This is a genomic window from Pseudonocardia hierapolitana, assembly GCF_007994075.1.
GTDB classification, from domain to species: Bacteria; Actinomycetota; Actinomycetes; order Mycobacteriales; family Pseudonocardiaceae; genus Pseudonocardia; species Pseudonocardia hierapolitana.
On record NZ_VIWU01000001.1, the window covers coordinates 3,890,209 to 3,908,316 of the forward strand.

General features: G+C 73.8%; 20 protein-coding genes. 18 read left to right on the plus strand and 2 right to left on the minus strand.

What is annotated here, in order from left to right:
• Window positions 1-21 precede the first annotated feature (21 nt).
• From pdxR to FHX44_RS43880, 5 genes are all read left to right on the plus strand, one after another.
• A complete protein-coding gene (pdxR, locus tag FHX44_RS18580; protein WP_147256947.1) occupies window positions 22-1,521 on the plus strand; it encodes a MocR-like pyridoxine biosynthesis transcription factor PdxR in 1,500 nt (499 codons plus the stop codon).
• Between the two features lie 301 nt (window positions 1,522-1,822).
• Window positions 1,823-2,281 carry a MarR family winged helix-turn-helix transcriptional regulator gene (locus tag FHX44_RS18585; RefSeq protein WP_246170465.1) on the plus strand — a complete coding sequence of 153 codons (459 nt, stop codon included), beginning with the start codon at window positions 1,823-1,825 and terminating at the stop codon, window positions 2,279-2,281.
• A gap of 113 nt (window positions 2,282-2,394) precedes the next feature.
• Window positions 2,395-2,760, plus strand: coding sequence for a protein kinase family protein (locus tag FHX44_RS18590; protein WP_147256949.1), 366 nt, complete (start codon window positions 2,395-2,397; stop codon window positions 2,758-2,760).
• Window positions 2,761-2,768: 8 nt separating this feature from the next.
• The gene (locus tag FHX44_RS18595) at window positions 2,769-3,104 is read left to right on the plus strand and encodes a hypothetical protein (RefSeq protein WP_147256950.1); all 336 of its coding nucleotides are present in this window, start codon (window positions 2,769-2,771) and stop codon (window positions 3,102-3,104) included.
• Window positions 3,101-3,229: a hypothetical protein gene (locus tag FHX44_RS43880; protein WP_281287900.1), complete on the plus strand. Its 129-nt coding sequence runs from the start codon at window positions 3,101-3,103 to the stop codon at window positions 3,227-3,229. The genes FHX44_RS18595 and FHX44_RS43880 overlap by 4 nt, the downstream gene beginning before the upstream one ends.
• On the opposite strand, the gene FHX44_RS18600 is transcribed toward FHX44_RS43880, so the two are convergent.
• The gene (locus FHX44_RS18600) at window positions 3,226-3,723 is read right to left on the minus strand and encodes an inorganic diphosphatase (protein WP_147256951.1); all 498 of its coding nucleotides are present in this window, start codon (window positions 3,721-3,723) and stop codon (window positions 3,226-3,228) included. The two genes, FHX44_RS43880 and FHX44_RS18600, sit on opposite strands and share 4 nt — an antisense overlap.
• A 313-nt stretch (window positions 3,724-4,036) precedes the next feature.
• Between FHX44_RS18600 and dacB the strand changes: the two genes are divergently transcribed.
• The 4 genes from dacB (at window position 4,037) to hpt (ending at window position 8,191) form a co-directional block, all read left to right on the plus strand.
• A complete protein-coding gene (gene dacB / locus FHX44_RS18605) occupies window positions 4,037-5,461 on the plus strand; it encodes a D-alanyl-D-alanine carboxypeptidase/D-alanyl-D-alanine endopeptidase (RefSeq protein WP_170308957.1) in 1,425 nt (474 codons plus the stop codon).
• Window positions 5,462-5,534: 73 nt separating this feature from the next.
• Window positions 5,535-6,605 (plus strand): zinc-dependent metalloprotease, encoded by a 1,071-nt coding sequence (locus tag FHX44_RS18610; protein ID WP_246170968.1) that lies wholly within the window; start codon window positions 5,535-5,537, stop codon window positions 6,603-6,605.
• Window positions 6,606-6,636: 31 nt separating this feature from the next.
• On the plus strand, window positions 6,637-7,617 hold the full coding sequence (gene tilS, locus FHX44_RS18615; protein WP_147256953.1) for a tRNA lysidine(34) synthetase TilS: 981 nt from the start codon (window positions 6,637-6,639) through the stop codon (window positions 7,615-7,617).
• A 28-nt stretch (window positions 7,618-7,645) separates the two neighbouring features.
• On the plus strand, window positions 7,646-8,191 hold the full coding sequence (gene hpt / locus FHX44_RS18620) for a hypoxanthine phosphoribosyltransferase (RefSeq protein ID WP_147256954.1): 546 nt from the start codon (window positions 7,646-7,648) through the stop codon (window positions 8,189-8,191).
• A gap of 45 nt (window positions 8,192-8,236) precedes the next feature.
• On the opposite strand, the gene FHX44_RS18625 is transcribed toward hpt, so the two are convergent.
• Window positions 8,237-9,193, minus strand: coding sequence for a serine protease (locus FHX44_RS18625; RefSeq protein WP_212612543.1), 957 nt, complete (start codon window positions 9,191-9,193; stop codon window positions 8,237-8,239).
• Window positions 9,194-9,443: 250 nt separating this feature from the next.
• On the opposite strand from FHX44_RS18625, the gene ftsH reads away from it, so the two are divergent.
• The 9 genes from ftsH to panC all read left to right on the plus strand — a co-directional run bounded on the left by ftsH (window position 9,444) and on the right by panC (window position 18,102).
• Window positions 9,444-11,849 carry an ATP-dependent zinc metalloprotease FtsH gene (ftsH, locus tag FHX44_RS18630; RefSeq protein ID WP_147256955.1) on the plus strand — a complete coding sequence of 802 codons (2,406 nt, stop codon included), beginning with the start codon at window positions 9,444-9,446 and terminating at the stop codon, window positions 11,847-11,849.
• Window positions 11,846-12,472: a GTP cyclohydrolase I FolE gene (gene folE / locus FHX44_RS18635; RefSeq protein WP_147261294.1), complete on the plus strand. Its 627-nt coding sequence runs from the start codon at window positions 11,846-11,848 to the stop codon at window positions 12,470-12,472. The genes ftsH and folE overlap by 4 nt, the downstream gene beginning before the upstream one ends.
• A gap of 44 nt (window positions 12,473-12,516) precedes the next feature.
• Window positions 12,517-13,320 carry a dihydropteroate synthase gene (gene folP / locus FHX44_RS18640; protein WP_212613010.1) on the plus strand — a complete coding sequence of 268 codons (804 nt, stop codon included), beginning with the start codon at window positions 12,517-12,519 and terminating at the stop codon, window positions 13,318-13,320.
• Window positions 13,321-13,334: 14 nt separating this feature from the next.
• Window positions 13,335-13,724: a dihydroneopterin aldolase gene (folB, locus tag FHX44_RS18645; RefSeq protein WP_147256957.1), complete on the plus strand. Its 390-nt coding sequence runs from the start codon at window positions 13,335-13,337 to the stop codon at window positions 13,722-13,724.
• Entirely contained in the window at window positions 13,721-14,236 is a 516-nt protein-coding gene (gene folK / locus FHX44_RS18650; protein WP_147256958.1) for a 2-amino-4-hydroxy-6-hydroxymethyldihydropteridine diphosphokinase, read from the plus strand. Before folB ends, folK begins: the two co-directional genes overlap by 4 nt.
• The gene (locus FHX44_RS18655) at window positions 14,233-14,706 is read left to right on the plus strand and encodes a DUF3180 domain-containing protein (protein ID WP_147256959.1); all 474 of its coding nucleotides are present in this window, start codon (window positions 14,233-14,235) and stop codon (window positions 14,704-14,706) included. Before folK ends, FHX44_RS18655 begins: the two co-directional genes overlap by 4 nt.
• A gap of 21 nt (window positions 14,707-14,727) precedes the next feature.
• Window positions 14,728-16,053, plus strand: a complete 1,326-nt coding sequence (locus FHX44_RS18660) for a PrsW family intramembrane metalloprotease (RefSeq protein ID WP_147256960.1) — start codon at window positions 14,728-14,730, stop codon at window positions 16,051-16,053.
• 250 nt (window positions 16,054-16,303) lie between these two features.
• Window positions 16,304-17,197 (plus strand): Rossmann-like and DUF2520 domain-containing protein, encoded by an 894-nt coding sequence (locus tag FHX44_RS18665; RefSeq protein ID WP_147256961.1) that lies wholly within the window; start codon window positions 16,304-16,306, stop codon window positions 17,195-17,197.
• A complete protein-coding gene (gene panC, locus FHX44_RS18670) occupies window positions 17,194-18,102 on the plus strand; it encodes a pantoate--beta-alanine ligase (RefSeq protein WP_246170467.1) in 909 nt (302 codons plus the stop codon). Before FHX44_RS18665 ends, panC begins: the two co-directional genes overlap by 4 nt.
• The last annotated feature ends 6 nt before the right edge of the window (window positions 18,103-18,108 follow it).

The following is an 18,108-nucleotide window of genomic DNA, read 5'->3' on the forward strand; positions in this document are numbered from 1 at the left end:
CATTTCCGCTAGTCTCGCCGGGTGCGGATTCCACTGGACCCGGATAGCCGGGTGCCGCTCTACCGGCAGCTGGAGGGCTGGCTCCGGGACGCGATCACGACCGGCGCGCTGCCGGTGGACAGCCGCCTGCCGTCCAGCCGCGCGCTCGCCGCCGACCTCGGCGTCAGCCGGGTCACAGTGGGGACGGCGTACGCGGAGCTGGAGAGCGCGGGGCTGGTCGTCGCCGCCGTCGGCAGCGGGACCCGGGTCGCTCCGGTCCTGCCCACGACGGCCGTGGGCGCGGCTCCGGGCGACCGGCGAGGCGGAACATGGCCGGCGTGGCAGGGCAGTGCTGAGACGTCGGAACCGGCTGAGGCCGGGCCCCGGGGGCCGGACGTCGTCGCGTTCACCGGAGTCGGTGACCCGGCGGCCTACCCGGTGGCCGAGTTCGGCCGGACGATCCGGCAGGTGCTGGCACGGGAGGGCGCGGCGGCGCTGAGCTACGGCCCCGACCCGGCCGGCGACCCGTCCCTGCGCCGGACGGTGACGCAGCTGCTGGCCAGCCAGGGGATCGGCGTCCCACCCGAATCGGTGCTGATCACCTCGGGTTCCCAGCAGGCCCTTGCCCTGGTCTGCCAGGTGCTGGTGCGTCCCGGCGACACGGTGCTGGTGGAGGAACCCACCTACGACCTCGCGCTGCGATTGCTGCGGGCCGCCGGCGCGCAGCTGGTCGGCGTCCCGGTCGACGGGCACGGGCTGCGGGTCGACGTCCTCGCCGAATTGCTGGAGCGGCACCGCCTGTTGGATCGGCCCCGCCCGCGCCTGCTGTACGTGGTGCCGAACTTCCAGAACCCGACCGGCGCGAGCTTGAGCGGCTCCCGGCGCCACGCGCTGCTGGAGCTCGCCCGCGTGCACGGCGTGCCGGTCTTCGAGGACGACTTCGCCGGCGACCTGCGCTACTCCGGACGCGCGACGCCGGCGATCAAGTCACTGGACGACGGGGGCCACGTCCTCTACGCGGGCACGTTCTCCAAGCTCCTGATGCCAGGGCTGCGCATCGGTTACCTGGTCGTCGACGGCCCGGTCCGCCAGCGCCTTGTGGAGGCCAAGCAGGTCACCGACCTGGGAACCTCCCTCCTGCTGCAGCGGGCGCTGGACCGCTTCGTCACGGTGGGCCGCTACCAGACCAACCTCCGCCGCACCGGCCGCCTCTACCGCGAGCGGCGGGACGCCCTGCGGAGCGCTCTCGCCGAGCACCTGCCGGACGCCGGGTTCGCACTCCCGGCCGGTGGGCTGTTCGCTTGGGTGGCCCTGCCCGCGGGGGTCCGCTCGGACACACTGCTCCGGGCGGCCCGGGACCGGGGAGTGGACGTGGCGCCCGGGTCCCGGTTCTTCCTCCGCCCGGAGGACGGCGCCGGGCACATCCGCCTGAACTTCGCCGTACAGCCCCAGGAGCGGATCGCCGCCGGGGTAGTCCGGCTCGCGGCGGCCGTCGACAGCCTGCGGGTCACTCCCAGTGGAACGTCTTCGCGGCAGCGGTGAGCGACATCACGGCCCGGGTGAACAGCAGCAGGAACAACACCGGGTTCGCGGGCCGCCGCTGGAGGGCTACTGGTGCACCTACCCCAGGATGTGGATCCGGGACAAGTCCAACTGGGGGTCGTCGGTCACCGCCAAGCGGGACGCGCGGGAACAGGTCGAGAGGGATCACGGTGAACCGCTTGCGATGGCACCACCTGGACGTCGCTCGCTACGGCCGGAGCTGTTCAGGACCCTCCTAGGCAGCTGAGTGTCACATTCGGGGCGTATTGCCCGAACGATGCCGGCGGTCCATGCTCGCGCGGTGCCGTCCGACGACGACCTCGCCTTGGCCGATGACGTGAGTGGCCAGCTCATCCGGCTGCTCCGCCTGATGGACCGCAGGCAGGCGCAGTACCAGGCCGAGCACCCCGACGCGGTGGAGCGGGCCACCTACTTCCTGCTCGTCCACCTCGTGAAGGGCGGCCCGCAGCGCGCGGGTGCGCTCGCGGAGGCGGTGCACTCGGATCCGTCGACGATCAGCCGGCAGGTCGCGCACCTCGTGCGGCTCGGCCTCGTGGAACGGATGGCGGACCCGGAGGACGGGCGGGCCACCCTGCTCACCGCAACGGACGAGGGGCGGCGGGTGTTCGAGGAGAACCGCCGCATGCGGATCCAGCGGTTCGCCGAGATGCTCGCGGACTGGTCGGTGGCGGATCGGCGCAAGTTCACCGAGCTGCTGGGCCGCTTCGCCAGCGCATTCGAGGACCGCCAACGCACGTGACCGCGGTCACCCCAACCAGATGTGTCGCGCCCTGGTCGACCCCGTCGAGAGCAGCGCGAGGGGAGCGACGATGGGTCTACCGCGCCCGGGACACGAGTCACCACGACCGGGTCGTGGCGCTCAAGGTGTTCGACCAGGCGCCGTCGGCCGCCCCCGCGTTCCGCGCCCGGTTCCGGCGGGATGCCGGCCTGCTGAGCGCACTGCGCGAGCCGCACGTCGTGCCCATCCACCGCCACGGTGAGATCGACGGCCGGCTCTACCTGGACATGCGGCTCGTCCGCGGCCCGAGCCTCGACGACGTGCTGCGCGACGGGCCGCCGGCGCCGCCCCGCGCGGAGGCGATCGAGGGGCAGATCGGCGCGGCCATGGAGTCGCTGCGTCGCAGTGGCCTCGGCGACCGGCCGCTCGAGGGCGCTGACGTGCTGCTCACCGGGCCTCCTGGCCGCCCCCCGAGGCCGCAGGCGCGGGTCCAGACCTGAGCACCGCCGTGATCGACGGTCGGCTGTGCCTCGTCGCACACGTGATCGCCCGGAACCTGACGCAGGTCTGGGACTTCGTCACCGGGGAGCCGGTCGTCCGGACCGGCGCGACGGGGGAGATCGCCGTCCTCGACGGAGCCACCGTGCTCGTCCGCACCGCCGAGCGTCTCGAGGTGGTCGACCTGCACACCGGGGCCGTGGTGCGCCGGCACGACATCGGCGGCGGATCCGGGGTGAGCGCGCTCGCCGTGCTCGACGGCCGGCCCGTCGTGGCCTGTGAGGGTGACCGGGGCCGATGGTCGTCCGGGACGTCGACAGCGGGCGGCAGCTCGGCGCCCCGATGACCGGGCACGAGGCCGCACTCACCGCGCTGGGAGTGGCGGACCTGAACGGGCGCCCGATCCTGGTGTCGGGCGCGCGGGACAACGCGATCCGGGTGTGGGACCTGGCCGTGCGCGCAGCGGGTTAGTGCTGGTGCCCGCCGGCCACCTTGGCCCGCTGCCAGGAGGCCTTGATCTCCCGCTCGGCGTCGGCCCTCCCGACCCACATGGCGCCCTCCACGCTCTTCCCGGGTTCGAGCGCCTTGTAGATCTCGAAGAAGTGCTGGATCTCCATCCGGTCGAACTCGGGGAGGTGGTGGATGTCGCGCAGGTGTTCCTGGCGCGGGTCGTCGGAGGGCACGCAGAGGACCTTGTCGTCGCCGCCCTTCTCGTCCTTCATCCGGAACATGCCGATCGCGCGCGAGCGGATCAGGCAGCCCGGGAAGGTCGGCTCCTGCACGAGCACGAGCGCGTCGAGCGGGTCGCCGTCCTCGCCCAGACTGTCCTCGATGAACCCGTAGTCGGCCGGGTACTGGGTGGCGGTGAACAGCGTCCGGTCGAGCCGGATGCGTCCCGTGGCGTGGTCCACCTCGTACTTGTTGCGGCCGCCCTTGGGGATCTCGATGGTGACGTCGAAGTCCACTGGCGCTCTCCTGCTGGTCCGTCGGTCGGATGGATGGCCGGTACCGGTCGGGCGACCGGCTCCGGCGCCTCGAGTGTCCGCCGCTGGGGGGCCAGCACAGATCTCGACGGCCCAGCTTCCCGCTGGGCGCACCGGCGAACCGGCCGAGTATTCCGATACGAGGCCGGCCCGCCGGCACACCCAGCGGAAACCCTGGATCCGCCGATACCCGCACTGGCCCCCAGCGGCGGACACTAGTCTGGTGCACCGCGTCGGCGACGCCGACGTCCGGGGCGCGCCTCCTGCGCTCCAAGGGAATCGAGGGAGGGCGCCCGTGGGCATCGGGCGACGAATCGGTGACTCGCTGCGACTGCCCGGTCGCGGTGCGCGGCGGACGATCGCCGTGCTCGTCGTGCTCGCGGTGGCCGGTGGCGCGGGCGGCGCGATCGCCCTCACCGGCCCGGCCCTCGTGCAGCGCCTCGGCCTCGTCGCGCCGGCGCCCGCGCCGCTGCCACCCGTTCCCCACCCCGCGCTGGGGCCGCTCCCGCCCGACGCCCCGGCCCCCACCCCGGCGGGGTTGAGCGCCGCGCTCGACCGGGCCGCCGCCGACATGCCCGGCAAGTTCGCCGGTGTGGTGATCGACCCGGCCTCCGACAGCGAGCTGTGGGGCCACACCCCCGAGCGGCCGCTCGTGCCGGCCTCCACCGCGAAGCTGGTCACCGCCGCCGCGGCGCTGCTCGCGCTCAACCCGACCGACCGGCTGATCACCCGCGTCGTCACCGGCCCCGATCCGGGCACGGTGGTGCTGGTGGGCGGCGGGGACCCGACGCTCACCGCGCTCCCGGCCGCCGAGGACAGCCTGTACCCGGCCGCGCCCACGGTGGGCGAGCTCGCCGAAGCGGTGAAGAAGAAGGCGCCCGGCCCGATCCGCCGGGTGCTCGTCGACACGAGCCGCTACACGGCCGACGGGCTCGCCCCCGGCTGGAGCCCCGGCGACGTCGCCGCCGGGTTCATCACGCCGATCGAGCCGGTGATGCTCGACGGCGGGCGGATCGACCCGAAGCTGCAGGACGGCCCGCGCGTCTCTGACCCCGCGCTCACGGCGGCCCGCGCGCTCGCCGACGCGCTGGGTGTCGCCGACGTCGAGAAGGGCACGGCGGCGCCGGACGCCACCGCGATCGCCGCGGTGGGGTCGGCGCCGGTGAGCGAGCTCGCGGAGCACGCGCTGCGCACCTCGGACAACGTGCTGGCCGAGGTGCTCGCGCGTGAAGTGGCGATCGCCAGGCAGGCGGAGCCGTCGTACGCCGGCGCGGCCCAGTCCGTCCTCGCCGCGCTCCGGCAGGCGGGGATCGACACGACCGACGCCGAGATGGTGGACGGCAGCGGCCTCTCCACACAAGACCAGGTGCCCGCCCGGTTGCTGGGGGAGATCCTCGCCGCTGCCGCGTCGCCGGCGAAGGGTCCGCTCGACACGCAGTTCCTGCGCCCCATCCTGACGGGCCTCCCCGTGGCCGGCGGCGTCGGCACGCTCGACGACCGGTACGCCCGCGACGGGCAGGCCGCGGCCGGGCGCGGCGTCGTCCGCGCGAAGACCGGCTCGCTCACCGGCGTGAGCAGCCTCGCAGGCGTCGTCACCGACACGGACGGGAAGCTGCTGGTCTTCGCCCTGATGTCCAACGGGGCCAGCCCGGCGACCGTCCGGCCGTTGCACGACGCCATGGCCGCCGAGCTGAGCCGCTGCGGCTGCCGCCGATCGTGAGCGGATGCGAGTGCTCGGACACTCGTACCCACTCACGGCACCGTCGGGCACGTAGCGTGGACCCGTGCCGTACGTGACCGACGCCGACCAGCCCACGACGAGTCCACGGGGCGAGCACGGGCTCCCGGTCGACTGGGACCTCGCGAGTCGCACCGCGGGCCGGCTCATGCAGCCCGGCCCGGACGCCACCCCCGCCGAGGCCGCCGAGCTCGTGCAGCGCCTGCGCGCCGATGCCGCCGTCGCCGAGCGGCACGTCCGGGAGATCACCGGTCTCGGGCACGGCCTGCCCCTGCTCCCGGCCGACGTGGTGGACCGCAAGGCATGGGCGGCCGCCGCCGTCGTGGGCATGGCCACGCTCACGGCGGGCGCCCAGCTGCCGGAGGTGTCGCGGGTGGCCCGCAGCGTCACCGCGCGCACGGCGGGCCTGCAGGTCGGCAGCGTGGTCGCGTACCTGGGCGGGCGGGTGCTCGGCCAGTACGACCCGTTCGGTGGCGCGGACGGCGGCGGGCGCCTGCTGCTCGTCGCGCCCAACGTGCACGCGGCCCAGAAGGCGCTCGACGTGCCCAGCACCGACTTCGGACTGTGGGTCTGCCTGCACGAGGCCACCCACCGGCTCCAGTTCACCGCCGTGCCGTGGCTGCGGTCCTACTTCGCCGATGAGGTGGGCCGGTTCCTGTCTATCGCGCAGACCGACCGTGGCGCCGTCCTGGAGCGCCTGCCCGACGTGGTGCGGTCGCTGCGCGAGACCGGCGGCGACTCGCTCGCGATCATCGAGCTGCTGCAAGGGCCGGAGCAGCGGGCCGTGCTCGACCGGCTGCTCGCCCTCACGACCCTGCTGGAGGGCCACGCCGACCACGTGATGGACGCCGTCGGCCCGTCCGTCGTGCCGACGGTCGCCACCATCCGCAACCGGTTCACGGTGCGCCGCCGCGGCGGTGGCATCGTCGACCGGCTGCTGCGCGCCCTGCTCGGCGTGGAGGCCAAGGTCCGCCAGTACGCAGTCGGGTCCGCGTTCACCCGGCACGTGGTGCTCGCCGCGGGCATGGACGGCTTCAACCGCGTGTGGGAGAGCCCCGAGACGTTGCCCACCCGCCAGGAGCTGGCTCACCCGGGCCGCTGGCTGACGCGCGTCCACGGCCTCTGATCCCGGCGGGTACTCGCACTAGAGTCCGCGCGTGGGACAGGACCCTGCGGTGCCTGCGGTGCGGCGGGCCCTTCGGGCCGCGCTCGCTGCGCTACCCGCGCCGCACCGGGACGTCCCGCTGCTCGTCGCCTGCTCCGGCGGAGCCGATTCCCTCGCCCTCGCCGCCGCGGCGGTGGCGGTGCGGGGGCGGGGCGCCGTGCACGGCGCCGTCGTCGACCACGGCCTGCAGGACGGCTCCGCGGAACGCGCCGCCGCCACCGCCGAGCTCCTCGACGGCCTGGGAATCCCGGCGACCGTCCACCGGGTCGAGGTCACGGGGAAGGGCGGGATAGAGGCCGCCGCCCGCCGCGCCCGCTATGCGGCCCTCCGTGCCGCCCGGCCGCACCCGGACTCGCCCGTGCTGCTCGGCCACACCCTCGACGACCAGGCCGAGACCGTGCTGCTCGGGCTGGGCCGGGGGTCCGGCGCCCGATCGCTCGCCGGGATGCGGGCGTGGGACGCGCCGTGGTGCCGCCCGCTGCTCGGGGTGCGCCGCACGGTGACGCGGGCGGCGTGCACGGCCGCGGGCCTGCCGGTGTGGGACGACCCGCACAACACCGACCCCCGGTTCACCCGCGTCCGCCTGCGCCACGAGGTGCTGCCCCTGCTGGAGGACGTGCTGTCGGGTGGCGTCGCGGAGGCGCTCGCCCGCACGGCGCGACAGCTGCGCGAGGACGGCGAGGCGCTCGACGCCGTGGCGGCCGACCTGCTCGACCGTGGCCTCGACCCGGAGGCGGGCCTGCTCATCTCCTCGCTCGAGGGTGTGCCCGCGGCGCTGCGCCGCCGGGTGCTGCGGGCCTGGCTGACCACCGCCGACGTGACGGCTCTCACCGACGAGCACCTCAGGGCAGCCGACGATCTCGCACGTCAGGGGCCGGCCCGTGGCGGTGTCGCCCTACCGGGTGGGTTGGAGCTGGTGCGTGCGCATGGCAGGCTCTCCCTGCGCCCGATCCGCTGGCATCCCGGCGGCTGATCCCCCGACTCTCAGGAGGCCGCCCACCGTGTACGACGGTGAGATCGCATCGACGCTGATCACAGAAGAGGCGATCCGGGAGCGGACCGCCGAGCTGGCCGCGCAGATCGCCGCCGACCGCGCCGCTTCCGACTCGGACCTGCTGCTCGTCGGCGTTCTCAAGGGCGCCGTGATGTTCATGACCGATCTCGCGCGGGCGCTGCCGGTGCCGGTGCAGCTCGAGTTCATGGCGGTGAGCTCCTACGGCTCGGCCACGTCCTCGTCGGGCGTCGTGCGCATTCTCAAAGACCTCGACCGCGACATCGCCGGCCGTGACGTGCTCATCGTCGAGGACATCATCGACTCGGGCCTCACGCTGTCCTGGCTGCTCAAGAACCTCGAGTCGCGCCAGCCCGCGTCGATGTCGGTCTGCACGCTGCTGCGCAAGCCGGACGCGGTGAAGGTCGACGTCCCCGTGAAGTACATCGGCTTCGACATCCCCAACGAGTTCGTCGTGGGTTACGGCCTCGACTACGCGGAGCGTTACCGCGACCTGCCGTTCATCGGCACGCTCGACCCGGCCGTGTACGCGTGACAGCCGGTTGAGCAGGGCTTCGCCGCGCAGGTCATCGGCTCGTTCTCAGCCGCCGAGCGTGGGAAGGGCGGGTAGTGCGGGCAGCGCCGGGAGCGGGAGCCCGGCAGCAGGCGCGGAGTTGAACGGCTCGGTGCCGAGCGCGAGCTCGACGTCGCCCACGTCACCGTGCGCGCGGGCGTACTCGAGCGCGTGGGCCAGGTCGATGACCCCGTTGCTGGCCGGCAGCGGCGCGAGGTTCAACGTGGACAGCACCCCGAACGCGGCCCCCGAGTCGTCGACGAAGCCGCTGCCCGAGTCGCCGGGGATGCCGGGCGTGAGCGTGTAGACGTCGTGGTTGCGCCCGCCGCCGGTGTCGGAGACGTTGATGCCGACCTTCGGGCCGAGCGCGCTGATCCCCAGGCGGAGCGGGGAGTTGCCGATGCTGTACACCAGGTCGCCCGTGCCGACGCCGTCGGTGTCGATGCCGGTCGGGCCGCCGAACACGGGGAGGGTCGGGTTGACGTCGGCCACGTCCTCGGAGGCGACCTCGACGAGGGCGAAGTCGTTGAAGGAGCAGACATCGGGGTCGGTCTCCCCGTTCGCCTGCATCGCCACCCACGAGCTGTACGCGAGGCGCCCCGCGCGGTCGGTGCCGTCCGTGGCCTTGATGGCCACCGGGGCGCCGAGGCCGACGGTGCCGGAGTCGCACCCGTCGGTCTCGGTGGCATCACCGGTTCCCGCGCAGTGCGCGGCCTGGCCGAGGAACGTGCGGTCGCCGCTGGTGAACACGAAGTTGCTCGTGCAGGACCCGCCGCCCTCGGTGTCGGTGACGACGCCGGGCCGGATCGCGGCGGAGTCGGCAGGTGCCCACCCGCCGGGGCCGGACTGCGCAGGTGCGGCCGTGGCCGCCGGAGCGAGCACCGCCCCGAGCGCGATCCCACCGAGCGCGACCGCCACCGCGACGCCACGGGCCCTCGCCGTCATGCCACCTACCCCCCACTGCCCGGCGTCGTCGCCGGCCACGTCGTGATCACCATCAGCCAATGGGCCCAACGACACCGCGCGCGTGGGGATATGGCCTCCGGGAACTCCGGTTCGCCACCGCTCGTTGAAAGCGCACGTACCCGTAAGGGGTACGTGGATGGACATCGACGACGCAGCTGTGCTCGCGGCCCGCTATCCTGGCGGACTCAGGGCCGGTCAGTCCGCTGCGCCGGGTCTCCGCTGGAGAATCTTCGCCAGGAAGGGTGAAGGCCGCCACGGCCGAAGCTGAATGGACCGCAAGCGCCTGCTCCGCAACCCGCTGATCTGGATCCTCGCCGCGATCCTGGTCTACTTCACGTTCAGCGTGCTGTTCGACGACACGCGCGACTACACGCGGGTGGACACCTCCGTGGCGCTCGCGCAGATCTCCGAGGGCAAGGTCACCAACGCGCTCATCGAGGACCGGGAGCAGCGGCTTCGGCTCACCCTCGCCCAGCCCGTCGAGGGCAGCACGCAGATCATCACCCAGTACCCGGCGCAGACCGCGGGCACGATCGTCGAGGCCCTCGAGAACGCGAGCAACAACCCGGCGTTCAACACCACCGTGCGCCAGGACTCGTTCCTGACCACGATGCTGATCTATCTGATCCCGCTCGGCCTCGTGCTGCTCATCCTGTTCTGGATGATGAACAACGCCCAGGGCGGCGGGAACCGGGTGATGTCCTTCGGGAAGTCGAAGGCCAAGCAGCTCAACAAGGACATGCCGAAGACCACCTTCGGTGACGTCGCGGGCGCCGACGAGGCGGTCGAGGAGCTGCACGAGATCAAGGACTTCCTGCAGAACCCGGCGCGTTACCAGGCGCTCGGCGCGAAGATCCCGAAGGGCGTGCTGCTCTACGGCCCGCCCGGCACCGGAAAGACGCTGCTGGCGCGCGCGGTCGCGGGCGAGGCGGGCGTGCCGTTCTACACGATCTCCGGTTCCGATTTCGTCGAGATGTTCGTCGGTGTCGGTGCCTCGCGGGTGCGCGACCTGTTCGAGCAGGCCAAGCAGAACTCCCCCTGCATCATCTTCGTCGACGAGATCGACGCCGTCGGCCGCCAGCGCGGCGCGGGCCTCGGCGGTGGGCACGACGAGCGCGAGCAGACGCTCAACCAGCTGCTCGTCGAGATGGACGGGTTCGACGCCCGCGGCGGCATCATCCTGATCGCGGCCACCAACCGGCCCGACATCCTCGATCCCGCCCTGCTGCGTCCCGGCCGGTTCGACCGGCAGATCCCGGTGAGCGCTCCCGACCTCGCCGGTCGCCGCTCGATCCTCCACGTGCACGCGAAGGGCAAGCCGTTCGCGCCAGACGTCGACTTCGAGTCGCTGGCGAAGCGCACGGTCGGGATGTCCGGCGCCGACCTCGCCAACGTCATCAACGAGGCCGCGCTGCTCACCGCGCGGGAGAACGGCACCCTGATCAACGCCGCTGCGCTCGAGGAGTCGGTCGACCGGGTCGTCGGCGGGCCGCGCCGCAAGGGCAAGATCATCTCCGAGCAGGAGAAGAAGATCACCGCCTACCACGAGGGCGGCCACGCGCTCGCGGCGTGGGCGATGCCCGACCTGGAGCCGGTCTACAAGCTCACGATCCTGCCGCGCGGGCGCACCGGCGGCCACGCCCTCGTCGTCCCCGAGGACGACAAGGGCCTGATGACCCGGTCGGAGATGATCGCCCGGCTGGTCTTCGCCATGGGCGGGCGCAGCGCGGAGGAGCTCGTCTTCCACGAGCCCACCACCGGCGCGTCCAGCGACATCGACCAGGCCACCAAGATCGCCAAGGCCATGGTCACCGAGTACGGCATGAGCGCCCGGCTCGGCGCCGTGCGCTACGGCCGTGACCAGGGCGACCCCTTCCTGGGTCGCTCGATGGGCGCGCAGGCCGACTACTCGCTCGAGGTCGCCCACGAGATCGACGAGGAGGTGCGCGCGCTGATCGAGGCGGCGCACACCGAGGCGTGGGAGATCCTCAACACCTACCGCGACGTCCTCGACGACCTGGTGTTCGAGCTGCTCGAGAAGGAGACGCTCACCCGCCACGACCTGCAGCGCATCTTCAGCGCCGTGGAGAAGCGGCCCCGGATCACGGCGTTCAACGACTTCGGTGAGCGCACGCCGTCCGACAAGCCGCCGATCAAGACACCGGCGGAACGCGCGCGGGAGCGCGGCGAGCCGTGGCCGCCCCACACCGAGCCGGTCCGTGAACCCGCGCCCGTCGGCTCCTACCCGGGCGGTGCCAACGGCGTGCCGGCTCCCGGCCCCAACGGTGGCCCGGTTCCCACGCCACCCGGCGGCTACCCGGGTGGTCCGGGCCAGCCGTTCCCCGGTGGCTACCCCCAGCAGGGCCAGCCCGTGCCGCAGCAGGGATGGGGCGGGCAGCCGCAGCCCAACTCGGTGCCGCACAACTACGGCGCTCCGCCGGACTGGCGGCCCGCCACCACCCCGCACGGCCAGAGCTGGCCGCCGCCCGGCCACTGGCAGCAGCCCACCCCGCAGTGGGGTCCGCCGCAGAACCAGGTGGCCCCGCCGCAGCAGCAGGCCGGTGCCAACGGTGCAGGCGAGCAGGCACAGCAGCAGCCACAGCCCGAGAAGCCGTCCCTCGACAAGTCGAGCGGGGAGAGCGGCTCCGGGTCGGACGAGGGCGGCTCACGCTGAGTGCAGCGGTACCCGGTGGACCGGCGTCCGAGACGGCGTCCAGGAACGGCCGGCCGGTGATCGATCACGCGCGGGCCGAGGCAGCGGTGCGGGAGCTGCTCCTCGCGATCGGGGAGGACCCCGACCGCGAAGGCCTGCGGGACACGCCTGCTCGCGTCGCGCGGTCGTACGCGGAGATCTTCCAGGGTCTCTACTCCGATCCGGACGAGGTGCTGGACCGCACGTTCGACGAGCACCACCAGGAGTTGATCCTGGTCAAGGACATCCCGATGTTCTCGATGTGCGAGCACCACCTGGTGCCCTTCCACGGTGTGGCGCACGTCGGCTACATCCCGAACCCCGACGGGCGGGTCACCGGGCTGTCGAAGATCGCCCGGCTCGTCGACCTGTACGCGCGGCGGCCACAGGTGCAGGAGCGGCTCACGGCGCAGGTGGCCGATGCGCTGGTGCGCAAGCTGGAACCGAAGGGCGTGATCGTGGTGATCGAGGCCGAGCACCTCTGCATGGGCATGCGGGGGATCCGCAAACCCGGCTCGCGCACCACCACGTCCGCCGTGCGCGGGATGCTCCGGTCGTCGCCGACCTCCCGCGCCGAGGTGCTCGCGCTGATCCGGAACGGGTGAACCCCGTGAGTGCGGGGCTGCCGGATCCCGGGCGGTGCGTCGTGATGGGCATCCTCAACGTCACGCCGGACTCGTTCTCCGACGGGGGCCGGTGGCTCGACCGCGAGCAGGCCGTCGCTCACGGGGTGGCGATGCGCGACGCGGGCGCCGACCTGGTGGACGTCGGTGGGGAGTCCACGCGGCCCGGCGCACCCCGCGTCGAACCCCAGACCGAGCTGGCCAGGGTGCTCCCGGTGGTGCGGGAGCTCGTCGCCGAGGGTGTGCGCGTCAGCATCGACACCACGCGGGCCACGGTCGCCGAGGCCGCCGTCGAGGCCGGGGCGGCCGTCGTCAACGACGTCTCCGGCGGGCTGGCCGATCCCACGATGGGCAAGGCGGTGGCGTCGGCGCGGGTGCCGTGGATCCTCATGCACTGGCGCGGGCACAGCGACCGCATGAACACCCTCGCCCACTACGGCGACGTCGTCGCCGACGTGCGCGACGAGCTGTCCGCGCGTGTGGACGCGGCCGTTGCCGCCGGGGTGGAGCCCACGCGGCTGGTGCTCGACCCGGGGCTCGGGTTCGCGAAGACCGCCGCACACAACTGGGCGTTGCTGCGCAGGATGGACGTGCTCGTCGAGCTGGGGTTCCCGGTGCTCGTCGGAGCGTCCCGCAAGCGGTTCCTCGGCACGCTGCTCGCCGATGAACAGGATGTGCCGCGCCCGACGGCCGGCCGGGACGTCGCCACGGCCGCGGTGAGCGCGCTCGCGGCCCACCGCGGTGCGTGGGGCGTGCGGGTGCACGATGTGGTCGGCACGCTCGACGCCGTGCGGGTGGCGGCGGCGTGGGACGGCACGGCAGAGCGATAGCGGTGGAGGACCCAGTGGCGGATCGCATCGAGCTGCGCGGGCTGCGAGTGCGGGGGCACCACGGCGTGTACGAGCACGAACGCCGCGACGGCCAGGACTTCGTCGTCGACATCACCGTGTGGATGGACCTCACCCACGCGGCCCGTTCCGACCGGCTCGAGGACACCATCGACTACGGCGCGATGGCCCAGCGGGCCGCCGCGATCATCGGCGGGCCGCCGTGCAACCTCATCGAAGCCGTCGCCGGGCGCGTGGCGGACGACGTGTTCGCCGACCTGCGGGTGCAGACCGTGGAGGTCGTGCTGCACAAGCCGCAGGCGCCGATCCCCCTCGAGTTCGCCGACGTCGCGGTCGTCGCGCGCCGCACCCGCGCGGTCGGCCGGGGGCGGGTGGTTCCCGCGTGACGCGCGCCGTGCTCTCCCTCGGCTCGAACCTCGGCGACCGGTTCGCACACCTGCGCTCGGCCGTCACGGGCTTCGGCCACGCGGTGCGGGCGGCGTCGCCGGTGTACGAGACCGCGCCGTGGGGCGGGGTCGAGCAGGACGACTTCCTCAACGCCGTGCTCGTCGTCGACGACCCGGGCGTCGACGCGTGGGGCTGGCTGCGCCGTGGCCAGGAGCTCGAGCGCGCCGCGGGGCGGGTACGGGACGTGCGCTGGGGCCCGCGCACGCTGGACGTGGACGTGGTCACCGTCGACGGTCCGGACGGTCCGGTGCTGAGCGACCACCCGGACCTGCTGCTCCCGCACCCCGGCACGCCGGAGCGGGCCACCGTGCTGCGCCCCTGGCTCGACGTCGACCCCGAGGCGGTGCTGCCCGGCCACGGACCGGTGGCGGCCCTGCTCGCGGCGCTCGGACCGGGGGCCGAGGACGGGATGCGCCGCCGCGACGACCTCACCCTGATGGCGGCCCGGTGACCCCGACGCGGCCGCGGGACCTGTTCGCCGTCGCCCTCGTCACCGCGGTGGTCGTGGGCATCCTCGTCCGGCTGACCTACGGCTCGCTTCCGGAGTTTCCGCTCTTCGCGGGGGCAACGCTCGGCGTGCTGGGCATCGCGGAGGCGATCGGGGGCAACATGCTGCGCGCCCGCATCCGTCGCCGGCCCGGCACGCAGCCGGTGCAACCGCTGGTCGCGGCCCGCGCCGTGCTGTTGGCGAAGGCGTCCTCGCTCGCCGGCGCGATCATGACCGGCGCGTGGGGCGGGCTGCTCGCGCACGTCCTGCCGCTCGCCGGTGAGGTCACGGCCGCGGGCAGCGACTCCCTCGCCGGCGTGGTGGGCATCGTCTGCGCGCTCGGGCTGGTGGGCGGGGCGCTGTGGCTCGAACACTGCTGCCGCACGCCGGACGACCCGGGCGACGAGCCGAACGGCCACTCGCCGACGGGCTGATCACCCGTAGGCTCCTCGCCCATGACCCAGGCGACGCGCGTCATCCCGATGCCCACCCCGGGCAGGCAGCGCCGCGGGGTGCTCGCGCCGGTCCTCGGGTTGGTCGCGCTCGGGTTCTGCGGCCTCGTCGTGCTCGGGCTGCTGAGCAACAGCGTGGGCGCCACGGGAGTGGTGGTCGGGGCCCTGTGCGCGCTGGTACCGGTCGGGCCCGTGGTGGCCACTTTCCTGTGGATCGACCGCTGGGAGCCCGAGCCGCCGCGCACGCTGCTCGTCGCGTTCGGTTGGGGCGCCTGCTTCGCCGCGCTGACCGCCCTGCTGATCAACAGCAGCGCGAGCATGGTCGTCGACCAGGTGCTGGGCCGTGACCAGGCCGACTTCTTCGGGGCCGTGGCGGTGGCGCCGGTCGTCGAGGAGGCCGTGAAGGGTGCGTTCCTCGTCGGGATGCTGTCCTTCCGGCGCCGGGAGTTCGACGGCGTGGTCGACGGGATCGTCTACGCCGGGCTGGTGGCCGCAGGGTTCGCGTTCACCGAGAACATCCTCTACCTCGGCCGGGCGTTCACCGAGGACGCGGGAGTCGGCCAGATCGGCAGCGTGCTCGGCGTCCTGGTGCTGCGAGGGGTGCTCTCGCCCTTCGCCCACCCCCTGTTCACCGCCATGATCGGGATCGGGGCCGGGATCGCGTCGCGCAGCGCGTCCGCGGGCCGGAAGGTCGCGGCGGTCGCGATCGGCTACGTGGTGGCGGTCGCGCTGCACTCGCTGTGGAACACGTCCGCCTCGGTGCTCGACGGGGGTCTCTTCCTCGCGGTCTACGGCTTCGTCATGGTGCCGCTGTTCGTCGCGCTGGTGATCGTCGTGGTCTGGCAGCGTCGCCGCGAGCAGCGCATCGTGGCCGCGCAGCTGCCCGGCTTCGCCGCCGCCGGATGGATCGTGCCGAGCGAGGTGCCGCTCCTGTCGAGCCTGGCCGGCCGGCAGGGGTGGCGGGCGGCCGTGCGCCGGCGGTCCGGGCGCCGGGTCGCGAAGGCCGTGGCGGAGTACCAGGCCGCGGTCACGGAGCTGGCGTTCCTCCGCGACCGGATGGCTCGCGGCACCATGGGCCCGCTCGGACCGATGTGGCACGCAGAGGCCGTCGAGGCGGTGCGCCAGGCCCGCGCGCGTGCCGTGGGGCACCCGGAGGCGCTCACCGTCGCGATCCGCCACCACCGCCCGCCCGGCTGGGCGCCGCCGCCCCCCGGCCCACCTCCCGCCCCACCGCGGGCCCACCAGGCGGCGGCACCGCCGTACCACCCCGGCCACCCGCCGCGCCGGAGCTACCCACCGCCCCCGCCGCAGGGGCCCTGGCGCCGCTGAGCCGATGCCCGTTCCGACGAACGGCGCTGTCGTGCCACTGAGGGCTGCGCGCTTGCTTCGCGGCGCGCCCAGCCTCAGACATGCTTGGCGTCGGATAGGTACCGACGAACGGGCCGTTCGTCGGACGAGGATCCGGGGCACACGAGCCGGTGAAGCGCGTCACCGCTGCTCGGTGTGGGCCTCCGCGGCCGGTTAGCCTGGGCGCGCCGTCTGGTACCCGCGTGACGGGACTGGAACGAGGAGTGAGGCGATGAGCGCTGGCAGGCCTGCGCGGCTTGCGGTCGGCGTCGTGTCGGCCGGGCGCGTCGGTGCCGTCGTGGGGGCGTCCTGGGCGGACGCTGGGCATCGGGTCGTGGCCACCTCGGGGGTGTCGCGGGAGTCGGTGAAGCGTGCCGCCGCGCTCCTCCCGGACGTCCCACTGCGCCCGCCGGACGCCGTCGTCGCCGGTGTCGACCTGGCCCTGCTCGCCGTCCCCGACGACGTCCTCCCCGGCCTCGTGCGCGGCCTCGCCGCCGCGGGCAGCTTTCGGGCAGGCCAGATCGTGGTCCACACCTCGGGTGCGCACGGGGTGTCGGTGCTCGCCCCCGCCGCCGAGTACGGCGTGCTGCCGCTGGCGCTGCACCCGGTGATGACGTTCACCGGCCGCACCGAGGACGTCGCCCGGCTCGCCGCCTGCAGCGTCGGCGTCACGGCCGCGGCGGGCGACGAGGCGGCGTGGAGCGTGGGCGAGGCGCTGGTCGTCGAGATGGGCGCCGAGCCGGTGCGCGTCCCCGAGGAGGTGCGCCCGCTGTACCACGCGGCGCTGGCGCACGGCGCCAACCACCTGGTCACGCTCGTGCGTGACTGCGTCGAGACGCTGGAACGAGCCGGCATCGGCTCCGCCGAACGGCTCGTCGCGCCGTTGCTCTCCGCTGCGCTGGACAACGCGCTGCGCCACGGCGACCGAGCGCTGACCGGCCCGGTGGCCCGCGGCGACGTCGGGACGGTGCGCATCCACCTGCGCGAGCTCGACGCCGCCGACCCGGACCTCGCCGAGACCTATCGCGTGCTCGCCGGCCGCACCGCGCACCGCGCCGTCGACGCCGGGCTGCTGCCCGATCACGCCGCCCACGACGTGCTCGAGATCCTCCAGGAGAAACCATGACTCGGCAGATGGCCGCCTCGTCCGTCGGCGGCGGGGCACGCACCCTGGGTGGCTACGCCCGCGGCGCACTGACCGTGCACCGCTCGCCGAGCGAGATCGCCCCGGTCACGCGGGCGCTGCGGGCCGCGGGCCGCAAGATCGCGCTCGTGCCGACGATGGGTGCCCTCCACGACGGCCACCGCGAGCTGATCCGGCACGCCCGCCGGGCCCCGGGCGCGGTGGTGCCGGTCGTGTCGATCTTCGTCAACCCGCTGCAGTTCGGGCCGGGGGAGGACCTGGAGCGCTACCCGCGGCCCCTCGAAGCCGATCTGGAGGCGTGCCGGGAGGAGGGTGCGGAGCTGGTGTTCCTGCCCGGCGTGCCGGACATGTACCCCGAAGGTGCCGACACCACCGTCGTGCCGGGACCGCTGGGCGAGCGGCTCGAGGGTGCGGTGCGGCCGGGGCACTTCGCCGGGGTGCTCACGGTCGTGGCGAAGCTGTTCCACGTCGTGGGGCCCGACCTCGCCTTCTTCGGCGAGAAGGACTACCAGCAGCTCGTCCTCGTCAAGAAGATGGTGCGGGACCTGGACTTCCCGCTCTCGGTGGTCGGTGTGCCGACCGTGCGGGAGCCGGACGGGCTCGCGCTCTCCTCCCGCAACGCATACCTGTCGGCCGAGGACCGGCGCCGCGCGCCCGTGCTGCAACGGGCCCTCGCCGCCGGTGCGGCCGTGTCGGCGCGCGGGCCGCAGGCCGTGCTGGACACCGCGCGGGCCGTGCTCGCCGAGGAACCCGCGGTGGCGGTCGACTACCTGGAGCTCACCGACCCGGACCTCGGTCCGGACCCGCAGGTCGGCCGCGCGCGGCTGCTCGTCGCCGCGCGCCTCGGTGGCACCCGCCTGATCGACAACGTCCCGGTCCAGCTGTAGGGGCGC